Annotated in this window: 13 protein-coding genes; 12 read left to right on the top strand and 1 reads right to left on the bottom strand. The window is 70.1% G+C overall.

The features are described 5' to 3' along the window. The first annotated feature begins 150 nt into the window (after positions 1–150). The 12 genes from KY661_RS37745 to KY661_RS21565 all read left to right on the top strand — a co-directional run bounded on the left by KY661_RS37745 (position 151) and on the right by KY661_RS21565 (position 11,040). Positions 151–390 carry a (2Fe-2S)-binding protein gene (locus KY661_RS37745; protein ID WP_075006563.1) on the top strand — a complete coding sequence of 80 codons (240 nt, stop codon included), beginning with the start codon at positions 151–153 and terminating at the stop codon, positions 388–390. Further along, positions 387–863: a bacterioferritin gene (gene bfr / locus KY661_RS21615; protein ID WP_075006564.1), complete on the top strand. Its 477-nt coding sequence runs from the start codon at positions 387–389 to the stop codon at positions 861–863. Before KY661_RS37745 ends, bfr begins: the two co-directional genes overlap by 4 nt. Before the next feature lie 161 nt (positions 864–1,024). After that, positions 1,025–3,316 carry a hydrogen gas-evolving membrane-bound hydrogenase subunit E gene (gene mbhE / locus KY661_RS21610; RefSeq protein WP_225412017.1) on the top strand — a complete coding sequence of 764 codons (2,292 nt, stop codon included), beginning with the start codon at positions 1,025–1,027 and terminating at the stop codon, positions 3,314–3,316. Further along, positions 3,313–3,759, top strand: a complete 447-nt coding sequence (locus KY661_RS21605; protein ID WP_225412016.1) for an MnhB domain-containing protein — start codon at positions 3,313–3,315, stop codon at positions 3,757–3,759. Before mbhE ends, KY661_RS21605 begins: the two co-directional genes overlap by 4 nt. Beyond that, complete coding sequence (locus KY661_RS21600) at positions 3,760–4,125, top strand: NADH-quinone oxidoreductase subunit K (protein ID WP_225412015.1); 366 nt, start codon at positions 3,760–3,762, stop codon at positions 4,123–4,125. Then, positions 4,122–5,606 carry a proton-conducting transporter transmembrane domain-containing protein gene (locus KY661_RS21595; RefSeq protein ID WP_225412014.1) on the top strand — a complete coding sequence of 495 codons (1,485 nt, stop codon included), beginning with the start codon at positions 4,122–4,124 and terminating at the stop codon, positions 5,604–5,606. The genes KY661_RS21600 and KY661_RS21595 overlap by 4 nt, the downstream gene beginning before the upstream one ends. After that, complete coding sequence (locus KY661_RS21590; RefSeq protein WP_225412013.1) at positions 5,603–6,076, top strand: Na+/H+ antiporter subunit E; 474 nt, start codon at positions 5,603–5,605, stop codon at positions 6,074–6,076. The genes KY661_RS21595 and KY661_RS21590 overlap by 4 nt, the downstream gene beginning before the upstream one ends. Further along, on the top strand, positions 6,073–6,354 hold the full coding sequence (locus KY661_RS21585) for a monovalent cation/H+ antiporter complex subunit F (protein WP_075006570.1): 282 nt from the start codon (positions 6,073–6,075) through the stop codon (positions 6,352–6,354). The genes KY661_RS21590 and KY661_RS21585 overlap by 4 nt, the downstream gene beginning before the upstream one ends. Then, the gene (mnhG, locus tag KY661_RS21580; RefSeq protein WP_225412012.1) at positions 6,351–6,722 is read left to right on the top strand and encodes a monovalent cation/H(+) antiporter subunit G; all 372 of its coding nucleotides are present in this window, start codon (positions 6,351–6,353) and stop codon (positions 6,720–6,722) included. Before KY661_RS21585 ends, mnhG begins: the two co-directional genes overlap by 4 nt. Before the next feature lie 39 nt (positions 6,723–6,761). Then, positions 6,762–9,155, top strand: coding sequence for a serine/threonine-protein kinase (locus KY661_RS21575; RefSeq protein ID WP_225412011.1), 2,394 nt, complete (start codon positions 6,762–6,764; stop codon positions 9,153–9,155). Between the two features lie 339 nt (positions 9,156–9,494). Then, complete coding sequence (locus KY661_RS21570) at positions 9,495–10,469, top strand: DUF1521 domain-containing protein (protein ID WP_225412010.1); 975 nt, start codon at positions 9,495–9,497, stop codon at positions 10,467–10,469. 55 nt (positions 10,470–10,524) lie between these two features. Continuing rightward, positions 10,525–11,040, top strand: a complete 516-nt coding sequence (locus tag KY661_RS21565) for a tetratricopeptide repeat protein (protein ID WP_075006574.1) — start codon at positions 10,525–10,527, stop codon at positions 11,038–11,040. 6 nt (positions 11,041–11,046) lie between these two features. Here KY661_RS21565 and KY661_RS21560 read toward each other — a convergent pair whose 3' ends face one another. Further along, complete coding sequence (locus KY661_RS21560) at positions 11,047–13,767, bottom strand: MGH1-like glycoside hydrolase domain-containing protein (protein ID WP_225412009.1); 2,721 nt, start codon at positions 13,765–13,767, stop codon at positions 11,047–11,049. Positions 13,768–13,789 lie beyond the last annotated feature (22 nt).

Below are 13,789 nucleotides of genomic sequence, written 5' to 3'. Positions count from 1 at the left end.
AAGAAAGCAGGCGGCCAGGCGAGCGTTCCCACGCTCCCTCGGCCGCCTTCGCTTTTTCCCTACATGCCCATCCAGGGCTGAACACCCCCCTCATGATCCTGGGGGCCCCCCCCTAGATTTTTGAGACCTATTCTCATTATCATCCCTTCCATGATCGTTTGTCTCTGTCATGTCGTCTCGGATCGGCTCATCCGCGCCCACATTTCTCAGGGAATCCGGACTGTCGAAGGTCTGGGGGAAGCCTGTGGGGCTGGGACGAGCTGTGGCGGGTGCCAGGATCAGCTCGAGCAGATCCTCGTGGAGGCCAAGTGTCAGGCAGTGGGCACGAAATCCGCCTGCCGTGAGAGTTGTGCTGCCCGGACGCCCCAGTTAGCGTCCGCGGCACCATGAAAGGCGATCCGGAAGTCATCAAGCTTCTCAACGATGTCCTGACCAACGAGCTGACGGCGGTCAACGAGTACTTCCTCCACGCGCGTATCGCGGAGAACTGGGGGTATGACCGGCTCGCGAAGAAGATTTACGAGGAGTCCATCGGCGAGATGAAGCACGCCGACCGGCTCATCAAGCGGGTGCTGTTCCTCGAAGGTCTCCCCAACCTGCAGCGGCTGGGCAAGGTGAACGTGGGCGAGAGCATCCCGGAGATGCTGCGCCTCGACCTGAGCCTGGAGCTGGCCTCCCAGAAGACCCTCAACGAGGGCATCGAGGAGTGCCGCAAGCGGGGCGACAACGGCAGCCGGGAGCTGCTGGAGCGCATCCTCGAGGATACCGAGGAGCACATCGACTGGCTCGAGGCCCAGGTCGAGCTGATGAAGCAGGTGGGCGAGACGAACTACCTCGCCCAGCAGATCAAGAAAGAGAGCTGAGCGGCCGCGCGGGAACGGAGGGCACGGCGGCGTTTTCCCGCGGCCTGCCCTCCACCGCATGGCGATTACCGGACATGAGCCGGTGAAGCGCTCCGGCCGGGAGTGAAGCTGCGGATAGCCTGCTGGGGCGGCTCCCTTCCCCCTCGTGCGCCTTCCCGCTCATGGCCCTGCTCGCCATCCTCCTCACCGGCTTTGTCACCGCCCCCCTGGCGCCCCTGCTCGTCCGGGTGAGCCGGCGCGGCGCGAGCGTGTCGCTGGGGCTCGTTCCCCTGGGGCTCACGGTGTGGCTGGCCTCGCTCGTGCCGCAGGCCCTCTCCGGCACGCCACCCGCCTTCCACCTGCCCTGGGTGCCGGAGCTGGAGGTGGCGCTCACCCTGCGCGCCGATGGGCTGAGCCTGCTCATGGCCCTGCTCATCACCGGGATGGGCACCCTCATCGTCCTCTATGCGGGGGCCTACCTTCAGGAGAACCCCCGGCTGGGGAGCTTCCTGGGCTGGCTGCTGTGCTTCATGGCGTCCATGCTGGGGCTCGTCCTCGCCGACAACGCCCTGCTGCTGTTCATCTGCTGGGAGCTCACCACCGTGAGCTCCTTCTTCCTCATCGGCCACGACAGCCAGAAGGAGGAAGCGCGCCAGGCGGCGCTGCGCGCCCTGATGGTGACGGCGCTGGGCGGCCAGGCGCTGCTGCTCGGCCTGCTGCTGATGGGGTGGGTGGCCGGGACGCTCACGCTCTCGGAGCTGCCCACGGCGGGCCCTGCGTTGCGTGAGGGCCCCCTGGCCCTGGCCATCCTGCTGCTGGTGCTCGCGGGAGCCTTCACCAAGTCGGCCCAGGTGCCCTTTCACTTCTGGCTCCCGTCGGCGATGGCGGCGCCCACCCCCGCGAGCGCCTACCTGCACGCGGCCACCATGGTGAAGGCCGGCGTGTACTTGCTGGCCCGGCTCTCGCCGGTGCTCGGCGGCACGCCGGTGTGGCAGGGGGCGCTGGTGTCCGTGGGGCTGGTGACGATGCTGGTCGGGGCGCTGCTCACGTTCGCCCATACGGACCTCAAGCAGATCCTCGCCTACGCCACGGTGAGCGTGCTGGGCACGCTCGTGCTGCTGCTGGGGCTGGGCACGCCCGGGGCCGCCCAGGCGCTGGTGGTGTTCCTCACGGCGCATGCGCTCTATAAAGGAGCGCTCTTCCTCGTGGCGGGCGCGGTGGACCACGCGGTGGGGACCCGCGAGCTGCCGCTGCTGGGCGGACTGCGCAAGGCCATGCCCTTCACCGCGGCCGCCGCGGGGCTGGCGGCGCTGTCCATGGCGGGGCTTCCCCCGCTCTGGGGCTTCATCGGCAAGGAGCTGGTCTACGGCGCCGCGGGGCTCGCGCCGGGCGGCTGGGGACTCGCCCTGGGCGCGACGGCGGGCTTCACGTTCCTGGTGGGCTCGGCGCTCCGGGTGGGCCTGCTGCCCTTCTCCGGCCCGCCGGGCGAGCGGGGCCCGAAGGCCCACGAGGGCTCCCCAGCGCTCTGGGGGCCTCCGCTGGTGCTGGCCCTCTGCGCGGTGGGACTGGGGCTCGTGCCCGGGTGGCTCCAGCCGCTGCTGGAGGGGGCCGCCCGCGCCATCGCGGGCCCGGGGGACAAGCCGCTGGACCTGGCGCTCTGGCATGGGCTGACCCCGGCGCTGGGGTTGAGCGCCATCAGCCTCGTGCTGGGAATCACCGCCTATACGCAGCGGGAGCGCCTGCGCCGCGCCCTGGTGGCCCTGCGGCTGGAGCGCTGGGGCCCCTCACGCCTCTACACCCTGGGCGTCGCGGGCCTGCGCCGGTGCGCGGACTTCCTGACGGAGCAGTTCCAGAGCGGCTCCCTGCACCGCTACACCTTCCTCACCGTGGCCGTGACGGCGGGCCTGCTCGCCCTGCCCCTGCTCTTCCGGATGGGGCTCCCCCACGGGCTGAAGCGCGATCTCCACCTCCACGAGGCGGCGGTGCTGGCGATTTTAGTGCTGGCCACGGCGCTGGCCGTGAGGACGCGCTCGGTGCTCACCGCCATCATGGCGCTGAGCGTCGTGGGGCTGACCGAGTCCTTCGTGTACGTGCTCCTGGGCGCGCCGGACCTCGCGCTGACGCAGGTGGTGGTGCAGACGCTCACCGTCATCCTCTTCGCCCTGGTCTTCTCGCGCTTCCCGGTCAAACCGACCGGCGGGCGCTCCCGGCTCCAGGACGCGGCGCTGTCCCTGGCCGCGGGCGGGCTCATCTCCTGGGCCCTGCTGCATGCCTCGGCCCTGCCGCCGCAGACCCGGCTGGCCGACGCGTACACCTCGCGCAGCGAGCCCGAGGCGCATGGGCGCAACGTCGTCAACACCATCATCGTGGACTTCCGCGCCCTGGACACGCTGGGGGAGACCACCGTGCTGGCCACGGCGAGCCTCGGCGTCTACCTGCTCTTCCGTCCCTCGCGCCGGAGGAAACCGGCATGAACTCGGTGGTGTTGCGCGCGGTGGCCCGGACCATGACGCCCGTGCTGCTCCAGCTCTCGCTGTTGCTGCTGGTGCGCGGGCACAACGCACCCGGCGGCGGCTTCGTCGGGGGCCTCATGACGTCCGCGGCCCTCATCCTCTACCTCATCGCCTATGGCACCGGCACGGTGCGCAGGCTCGTGCGCGTGTCCCCCCTGAAGCTGATGGCGCTGGGGCTCGCCGTGACGCTGGGCACCGCGGCGCTGCCCCTCGTGACGGGCCAGCCCTTCCTGCGCTCGGCCTGGACGGAGCTGGCGCTGCCCTGGGGCGGCCACCTCGCGCTGGGCACGCCGATGCTCTTCGACGTGGGGGTGTACCTGGTGGTGGTGGGCGCGACGCTGGGCTTCATCCTCGCCCTGGCGGAGGGAGAAGGCTCCGAGGGCGGCGGCAAGGAGGACCTCTGAATGGAGACAGGACTCATCCTGGCCGTGGGGATGCTGTACGCGGCCGCCATCTACTGCATGCTTCGCCGCAGCACCGTGCGGCTGTCGCTGGGGCTGGTGCTGCTCGGCAGCGCCACGAACCTGGCGCTGTTCACCACCAACAAGGTGACGCGCTCGCCACCGCCCCTGCTGCCCAAGGATGGCCTCCTGGCGGGGCCCGTGGCGGACCCTGTCCCCCAGGCCTTCATCCTCACGGCCATCGTCATCAACTTCGGCATGCTCGCGCTGCTGCTGGTGCTGGTGCACCTGGCCGAGCGCACGGTGGGCAGTGACGAGATGAAGCACCTGAACGCCGAAGTGCCCCCTCCCAGCGCCCCCAACGAATGAAGAACCTCCTCATCCTGCCGGTGTTCATTCCCCTGGCGGCCGCCGCGCTGAGCCTGCTGCTGCCCTCCCGCGCGGGGCTCCGGCGGGCGCTGGCCCTGGGGGCCACGGCGGCCCTCACGGGCGTGGCCGCCTGGCTGCTGTCCACCGTGTGGCACCAGGGCGTGCAGGTGCTGCGGGTGGGCGGCTGGGAGGCGCCCGTGGGCATCACCCTGGCGGCGGACCTGCTCAGCGCGATGATGGTGCTGCTGTCCGGGGCGATGAGCTTCCTGTGCGTGGTGTACTCGGCGGGCTCCCTGGAGGCCCGGCAGGAGGCCGGGGCGCACTACCCGCTCGTGCTGGTGATGCTGGCCGGGGTGTGCGGCAGCTTCCTCACCGCGGACCTCTTCAACCTCTTCGTCTGGTTCGAGCTGATGCTCGTCGCCTCCTTCGTACTGCTGGCGCTGGAGGCGGAGCGGGAGCGGCTGGAGGCGTGCCTGAAGTACATGACGCTCAGCCTGCTGGGCTCGGCGCTGTTCCTCATCGCCCTGGCGCTGCTCTACGCGGTGGGCGGCTCGCTGAACCTGGCGGACCTGGCCCAGCGGCTGCCCGGCACGCGGCAGCCCCCCCTGGCCACGGCGGCGGCCATGCTGCTGCTGGCCGTGTTCGGGCTGAAGTCCGCGGCCTTCCCGTTCTCCTTCTGGCTGCCGGCCGCGTACCACACGCCCCCGGTGGCGGTGACGGCCCTGTTCTCTGCGATGCTCACCAAGGTGGGCGTCTACGCCCTGTACCGCACCTTCCCCCTGCTCTTCGCGGGGGACCCGGGGCTGACGCAGCCGGTGATTCTGGCCATGGCGGTGCTCAGCATGGTGGCGGGGGTGGCGGGGGCGGTGGTGCAGTACGATCTCCGCCGGCTGCTCGCCTTCGAGATCATCAGCCAGGTGGGCTACCTGCTGGTGGGTCTCGGCCTGTCGTCCCGGGCGGCGCTGGCGGCGGCCATCGCCTACTGGGTGCACTACGTCTGCGCCAAGTCGGCGCTCTTCTTCGTCACCGGGGCCATCGAGCGGGTGACGGGCACGCACCAGTTGGAGAAGATGGGGGGGCTGTCGCGCACGCACCCGCTGCTGGGCCTGCTGTTCCTGGTGCCCGCGCTGTCGCTCGCGGGCATCCCGCCGTTCTCGGGCTTCTTCGCCAAGATGGCGCTCCTGCGCGCGGCGCTCCGGGCCGAGTCCTGGGGCGTGGTGGCCGCGGGGGCGGCGGTGGGGCTCCTCACGCTCTACATCCTGATGAAGGTGTGGCGGGAGGTGTTCTGGAAGACGCCGCCCCAGGAAGCCCGGGGCACGCCGGGGCCGCTGGCCATGCTGGGCCCGTGCGTGGTGCTGGCGCTGGTGATGGTGGGGCTGGGGCTGGGCGCGCAGCCCCTGTTCGTGCTCTCCGACGCGGCGGCGGGCCAGCTCCTGGACCGGGACACGTACATCCACGCGGTGCTGGGAGGTGCGCCATGAGCGCGTTGCTGTGGAACCTGGTGCTGGCGCTGCTGTGGGGCGCCGTGCAGGACGACATGAGCGTGGGCAACCTGGCCATCGGCTTCGTGCTGGGCCTGGGGCTGCTGGCGTTCATCACGCCGCAGCCAGGCCCCTCGCCCTATGCGCGCAAGTGGCTGGACATCCTCAAGCTGCTGGGGCTGTTCGCGCGCGAGGTCATCACCACCAACTGGCGCCTGGCGCTGGAGATCGCCACCCCGGGCATCAAGAGCCGGCCCGCCATCTACGCGTTCGAGACGGAGGCGCGCACGGAGCTGGAGGTGACGCTGCTCCTGCTCATCATCAACTTCACCCCCGGCTCGCTGGGGCTGGAAATCTCGGAGGACGGCAAGGTGCTGTACATCCACAACATGTTCACCACGACCCGGGAGGCGTTCATCCGGAACATGCGGGAGAACGTGGAACGCCCCCTGCTCCGGGTGCTGCGATGAGCGGCTGGTTCGAAGCACTGCTGCGCGGGGTGCTGACGGTACTGGGCGCCTCGGCGCTGCTCACGCTCGTGCGGCTCATCATCGGCCCCACGCTGCCGGACCGGGTGGTGGCCTTGGATCTCATCGCCCTGCAGATGGTGGGCGGCATCGCCGTGTACGCGATGCTCACCCACGAGCCGGGGCTGCTGAACGTGGCGCTGGTGCTGGCCATCATCAGCTCGCTGGGGACCATCGCCATCGCCCGCTACCTCTTTCAGGGCGGAAAGGGAGAGCCATGAGGGAAATCATCACCGCGGTGTTTCTGGGGGTGGGCGCGCTGGCCATGCTGCTCGCGGGGCTGGGCATGGTGCGGCTGCCGGACCTGTTCCTGCGCCTGCAGGCCACGGCCAAGGCGGCCACCCTGGGCGTGGGCGGGCTGCTCTGCGCGGCGGCGGTGAACACCGGCAGCCTGGGGGGCGTGGCCCACGCGCTCTTGACCGTCGTCTTTCTCTTCGCCATCACCCCCGTGGCCACCCTGCTCATTGCCCGGGCCGCGTTCCACGCCGGCGTGCCGCTGTGGAAGAAGACCGGTGAGAACGACCTGGCGGAGAAGTACCGCGCCGAGGCTCCGCCCCCGAGCGCCGACTCGCTGATCGACGGCCAGTAGCTGGGATGCCGGGCCCCGGGCAGCTAGGATGCCCCGCCCATGTCCCTCAAGCTGGATGAGCCCTTCGGCCGGTACGAGCTGGTGTCCCAGCTTGGGCGTGGCGGCATGGCCGAAGTCTACCGCGCCCGGCTCCTGGGCGAGGCGGGCGTCACCAAGCCCGTGCTCATCAAGAAGGTGCTGCCGGAGTTCGCCACGGATCCGGCCTTCATCAGCATGTTCATCAACGAGGCGCGCATCTCCGCGACGCTCTCGCACGGCAACATCGCGCAGGTGTACGACTTCGGCCGGGTGGGCGAGGAGTACTTCCTGGCCATGGAGTTCGTGGACGGCCAGCCCCTGCACCGCGTCCTCAAGCGCGCGCTCCACGCGGGCATGCCCTCCATGCCCGTCCCCGTCGCGCTGTTCATCGCGCTGGAGATGTGCCGGGGGCTGCACTACGCCCACACGCGCACGGATGCCCAGGGCAACCCCCTGGGCCTGGTCCACCGGGACATCTCCCCGGACAACGTGCTCGTCAGCTACGAGGGCCAGGTCAAGATCGTCGACTTCGGCATCGCCAAGGCGCGGGCGCTGCGCGGCCTCACCACCGAGCCGGGCATCGTGAAGGGCAAGTACCTCTTCTTCTCCCCAGAGCAGGCCCGGAGCGAAGAGGTGACGCCCCACACGGACGTGTGGGCCACGGGGGTGGTGCTCTACGAGATGCTGTGCGGCCGGATGCCCGTGGAGGGGCCGCCGCACGTGGTCATCCCCCGGCTGGTCCGGGGCGAGTTCCCACGCCCCTCGGAGGTGAGGCCCGGGATTTCGCCCAGCCTGGACGGCCTCGTCATGCAGGCCCTGGCGGTGAACAAGCAGGAGCGCTACGAGTCCAGCCACGCCTTCGCGGACGTGCTCGCGGAGGCGCTCCATGCGGCCATGCCGCGCTTCTCGGGGCTGAGCCTCTCGTACTTCGTCCAGGAGTTGTTCCGCGAGCACCTGAAGGGCCAGGGGCGCAAGGTCCAGGTTCCCGCCGCCTTCCAGGCCCAGATGGCCGAGTGGCGGTGCGAGCTGCCCACCGCTCCTTATAAGGAGCCGCCTTCCTTCACGGAGCCCCCGCTCTCCTCGGCGCCCCTCGCCGTCCCGGCGCCCCGCCCCGCCCCGGCGCCCCCTGCCGCTTCCGAGCCGCTCGTGCCCGCCCCGCCTCGCCCCTCGCGCCTGCCGCTGATCCTGGCCGCGGGGGTGGGGGTGACGTTGCTGGGCACCATGCTCGCCTCGCTGCTCTGGATGAGGCCCGAGCCCCCCCAGGCCGCGAAGGCCGCCCCGCCCCCGCCCGAGCCCGGGGTGGCGCCCCCCGCCTCACCGCCGCCCCCAGTGGAGCCGCCCCCGGTCCAAGCCGCCACCGCGCCTCCCTCGGAGCCCTCTCCTGCTGGGGCGCCTCCGGAGGCGGAGCCCGCTCCGGGACGCGCCTCCGCCTCCTATCCCGTCGAGGCCATCCGGCTCGATGCCCGCAACGACATCATCGACACCCAGTCCGTCACGCAGGTGCTGGAGCTGAAGCCGGGGTCCACCTACCGCCTTTCCGAGCCCGAGCCGCCCCGGGACAGCGCGCCCTTGTTCTTCTGGCTCGCCGGGCCGGGGCTGCGGGCGAAGGACGGCGTGGGCGTGCTCTCGCAGAAACCCCTCTCCGTGAAGGGGGCCACCGCCCTCAAGGTCTTCGCGCTGAAGCCGCTGCCGGCCGGGGCCCCGGACCGCGTGGTGCGGGTGGAGAACGCCCACCGCAAGGAGCGCCAGCGCCTCACCGTGACGCCCAGGAACGCCGCCAGCACGGAGCGAGCCTTCGAGCTCAAGAACCTGGATCCTGCCTCCTCCTACCGGCTGCTGCTGGTGCCGCTGGGCGCGGGAGCGTCCACGCGCGGGGAGCAGGCAGGCCCCCTGGAGAGCCTCGCGTGCGCGCGGCTGCCCGTGGAGGGGGCCTCTTCGCGCGGGCAGCAATTCCTCTTCCGCGAGGGCGCTTCCCTCCAGGTGATGGGGGCCACCAACCTCCTGTGCGGCTTCCTGGATGACGACCCCTCGGACAACCAGGGCGAGCTGCAGATCCGCATCACCCGCACGAGCGGAGGGCCTGCCTGGCCCAGCCCCTCCTCCTCCCACCTGGTGATGCCTCAGAAGACCGGCGAGACGCAGCGCCTCTTCGAGGAGGCCCTGCAGCGCTTCGATGAGCGCCAGTACGACCGGGCTGCGATTCTCGCCGCGCGGTGTCTCTCCCTGGAGCCCTCGGAGGCGGACTGCCACCTGCTCGCCGCCGCCACCTACGCCGCGATTCCGGGCCAGGCAGAGAAGGCCGCCCGGCACTACCGGACCTTCCTGAAGCTGGCGCCCCAGCACCTGCTCGCCACGTCCATCCGGCGGAGCCTGGCGGAGTACGAAGAGCAGAAGCGCCAAGTGCCCGCCCCCTGAGCCGTCCGGCTCGTCGGGCAAGCGGGCAGCGAGCGCTCTGACAGGGGGGAAATAGCCTTTCCACTCTCCGTCGTTGAGGCCTGCAACCTGGAAACGGGAACAACCGTCTGGCCCTCGCCTGCCCACCCGGTGGGCGAGAAGGTGCGCAGTGGCATTGCCCACCCCCGGCAGACAACGGCCCGGAGACCAGGGGCTCTCAGTCTCTTCAAGGATGGATACCGGATGACCGTTTCGACCAAGTCAGCGCATACGACGCATGCCCATTCCTCGAAACCTTCCCAGCACGCAGGCCGGTTCGATGGGTTGCAGCAGCGAGGCCTGAGCCGCCAAGAAGCGAAGATGGTGAAGAGCACCCTCTCGTCCTTGAAGACGCAGATGGCCCAGCTCCAGGCGCTCTTGAAGGGGGACAAGTTCCAGAAGCACTCGGGAGGCCCCTCTCCCGTGGGGCACGGCAAGCACTCGACTTGCCATCCCGCCCCGCCGTCGCGCCAGGACGCCAGCCACCCCGCCGGGAGCCTGAAGACGGACGCGAACGGCACCATCACCACCCCGGGCGGTTACAAGATCGAAGCCACGGGCCAGTTCGACTGGAAGATCACCGGTCCCGACGGCAAGGAGACCAAGGTGTGGGGGGATCCGCACGTGGCCGAGGGCGACGGCGGCAAGTGGGACTTCAAGCGCGACAGCACCTTCGTGCTGGGCGATGGCACCCGCATCAACGCCTCCACCGTGCCCTACGGCAAGGACGCGACGGTGACGGGGAGCCTGGAGATCATCTCCGGCAATGACCGGGTCCAGGTGACGGACATCGACAAGGGCAAGGGCAAGACGGGCCCCGTCACGGCGGACGGCTTCGCGCACGCCAACAGCTTCGGCGGCAAGGACGTGTTCGTCATGGGCAAGGAGTCCGACGACTGGTCCTTCCAGGGCCGGGAAATCGTGGGCAGCGAGAACCTGGGGGAGACCTTCAAGCTCGGCAACCCGCTGGAGGCAGGCCAGGGCCGCGGTGGGCTTCAGGGCGTGCAAGGCAAGGGGCTGCCCAATCCCAAGCAGAACCACTACCTCCAGCAGATGAACCAGTTGTTCAGCAGCATGGCCTCGCTGTTCTCGAGCATGTCGTCGCTCAGCGGCGCCCTCTCGCAGCACAACGGCCAGAACCGCTGTGGCACCGGCAGCTCGGGCGACTGGATGTCCAACCGCCAGAACCAACTGGGCAGCAGCTTCGAGGACATCGGCCGGATGTTCGACATGTTCGCGCGCATGGATTCGCTCAACCGCAGCATCCAGTCGATGCGTGGCATGCAGATGGCGTGACGGCGTGTCCTGACGCCGCCTTCCTGTTCTTCCCTCTGACTTCAGCAGGTACTCCGTGAACGCGAATCCTTCGTCTTCGTCCCCTTCCCTGCCCCCGAACTCCGGCCTGAGCCAGCGGCTCATCGCCGGTGAGATCACCCCCGCGCAGTTCCTCGGGCTGTCCCCGGAGCGGATGTATGCGCTCGCCACCCGGGGCTACGAGCTGATGGTGCGTGGCAACACCCAGTCCGCGATCGAGATCTTCAAGGGTCTGACCGCCGCGTCCCCCTATGACAGTGTCTTCCACTGCCACCTGGGCGCCGCCTACGTCCAAGCGGAGCGCTTCCAGGAGGCGATGGAGGAGTACAACCTGTCCCTCCAGCTCAACATCGCCAACGTGGATGCACTGGGCGGCCGCAGCGAGCTGCTGCTGCGCGAGGGAAAAGTGGCCGAGGCGCTCGCCGACATCCAGGCAGCCCTGCAGCTGGACCCCGAGGCCCAGCGCGAGACCACCCAGCGTGCCCGCACCGCCCTGCTGCTGCTGCAGAGCATGGCGGAGGCCACGGACGCCTCCGCCCCCAAGCAGTCCTGAGCGCGCTCAGCCTCCCTCGGTGAGGGGCAGCTCCTGCCCCTTGCTGGCCAGTGACTGCCGGGCCAGGCACTGCACCACGAGGGCCGTCCAGCCCGTCTGGTGGGCGGCCCCGAGCCCCCGGCCGGAGTCGCCGTGGAAGTACTCGTGGAAGAGGACCAGCTCGCGGAAGTCCGGGTCCTCCACGAAGCGCGCGTCCTCGCCATGGCAGGGGCGCTGCCCCTGGCCATCCGGGAGAAACAGGCGGCACAGCCGGGAGGACAGCTCGCGGGCCACCTGCGCCAGGGACATCATCTGCCCCGAGCCGGTGGGGCACTCCACCTGGAACTCATCCCCGTAGAAGTGGTGGTAGCGCTCCAGCGCCTCGATGAGCAGGTAGTTGAGCGGAAACCACACCGGCCCGCGCCAGTTGGAGTTGCCCCCGAACATGCCGCTGTCGGACTCGCCCGGCACGTACGCCACGCGGTGCTCCTCGCGCCCGGCATGGAACACGAAGGGCGCCTCGGCATGCATCCGGGACAGGGACCGGATGCCGTAGTCCGAGAGAAACTCCCGGGGATCCAACACCCGCCGCAGCACCCGCGTCAGGCGCTCCCGGGAGGGAATGGCCAGCAGGCGCCGGCCGCCCAGGCCCGTGCGCTGGCACACCGCCATATAGGAGGTGTTCTGCGCCAGGTCCGAGCGGTTCTCCAGGAACCACCGCAGCCGCCGGGCGAAGCCGGGAAGCCGGTCGAGGACGCGGTCCTCCAGCACCTCGGCGGCGAACAGCGGCACCAGCCCCACCATCGAGCGCACGCGCAAGGGGGTGGCCCGCCCCTCCAGCTTGAGCTCGTCGTAGTAGAAGCCGTCCTCCTCGTCCCACAGGCCCGTGCCGCCCAGGTGGTTCATGGCGTCCACGATGGCGACGAAGTGCTCGAAGAACTTGGAGGCGATGTCCTCGTACGCGGGGTCCTCCTGCGCCAGCTCCAGGGCCATGGAGAGCATGGTGGTGCAGAAGAAGGCCATCCACGCGGTGCCGTCCGCCTGGTGCAGGTGGCCGCCGGTGGGCAGCGGCTTGGAGCGGTCGAAGACGCCGATGTTGTCCAGGCCGAGGAAGCCGCCGGAGAACAGGTTGAGGCCGTCCACGTCCTTGCGGTTCACCCACCAGGTGAAGTTGAGCAGGAGCTTCTGGAAGGAGCGCGCCAGGAAGAGCCGGTCCCGCTTCCCGTGCGCCCCCGTCAGCTTGTAGACGCGCCAGCACGCCCACGCGTGCACGGGCGGGTTCACGTCCGAGAACTCGAACTCGTAGGCGGGAATCTGCCCGTTGGGGTGCATGAACCACTCGCGCAGGAAGAGCAGCAGCTGCTCCTTGGCGAAGAGCGGATCCAGGCGCGCGAAGGGGACCATGTGGAAGGCCGTGTCCCAGGCCGCGTACCAGGGGTACTCCCACTTGTCCGGCACGGAGATGATGTCCCGGTTGTAGAGGTGGCCCCACTCCCGGTTGCGCCCCTGGAGACGTGCCGGGGACGGCGGCGGGGCGGTGGGGTCTCCCTCCAGCCAGGGCTTCACCGCGTAGTGGTAGAACTGCTTCGTCCACAGCAGCCCCGCGCAGGCCTGCCGCGCCACGCGCCGCTCCTCCTCCCCCAGCGTGTGCGGGAACCGGGAAGCGTAGAACGCGTCCGCCTCGTCGATGCGCTGCGCGAACACCTGATCGAACGCCTCGCCGAAGAGGGCCTCGGGCACCTGGGCCTCGGAGAAGAGCCGCAGGGGAAGGACCACCGAGCCCCCGGCGGGCACCTCCAGCACGTAGTGGAACGCCGCCTTGGTGCCCTCCTGCGCCGGGTCGACGGCCTCCCGCTGCCCGCGCACCACGGCGTCGTGAAAGGCGTCCTTCACGTAGCGGGCCTTGTTGGGCACCCCGTAGAGCCGCTGGAAGTTCGTCTCGTTCCCGGTGAACAGCCGCTCCGGGGGCAGGCCGCCCACGGGCGCCTGGGCATGGAGGCGGTAGTTGCCCAGCGAAGTCTGACCCGCGGCCAGGGCGTCCTCGCCGTGGGCCGCCACCCGCGGCTTGGCCCAGTAGCCCTCTCCGGTGCGGCCCCAGGCCCAGGTGTTGCGGAACCAGAGCGTGGGCAGCACGTGGAGGCGCGCGGCCACGGGCCCCCGGTTGGCCACGGTGAGGCGGATGAGCAGATCATCCGGCCCCGCCTTGGCGTACTCGGCGAAGACATCGAAGTAGCGGCGCTCGTGGAAGATGCCCGTGTCGGCCAGCTCGAACTCGGTCTCGTGCCGGCCGCGGCGCTGGTTCTCCCGCACGAGGCGCTCGTAGGGGAACTCCGCCTGCGGGTACTTGTAGAGCGCCTTCATGTACGAGTGGGTCGGCGTGGAGTCGAGGTAGAAGTACTCCTCCTTCACGTCCTCGCCGTGGTTGCCCTGGGGCCCCGTCAGGCCGAAGAGGCGCTCCTTGAGGAACGGATCCTTCTCGTTCCACAGCGCCACGGAGAAGCACATGCGGCCCTGGCGGTCAGTGATGCCCAGCAGCCCATCCTCGCCCCAGCGGTAGGCGCGGCTCCGGGCGTGCTCGTGGGGGAAGTCCGTCCAGTTCGTCCCGCCCGGGGAATAGTCCTCGCGGACGGTGCCCCACTGGCGCTCCGCGAGGTAAGGCCCCCAGCGCTTCCAGTTGGATGCGCGATGCTCGTCCTCGGCCAACCGGCGCGCCTCGGCGCCAAGCCCTTGTGTCGACGCCTGACTCATGGCGCGCACCATACCCGAAGCG

This window comes from Allostigmatella hybrida, from assembly GCF_020103775.1.
GTDB lineage: Bacteria > Myxococcota > Myxococcia > Myxococcales > Myxococcaceae > Hyalangium > Hyalangium aurantiaca.
Note: the sequence above shows the minus strand (reverse complement) of the source record. Positions and strands in the feature narration are given on the sequence as shown.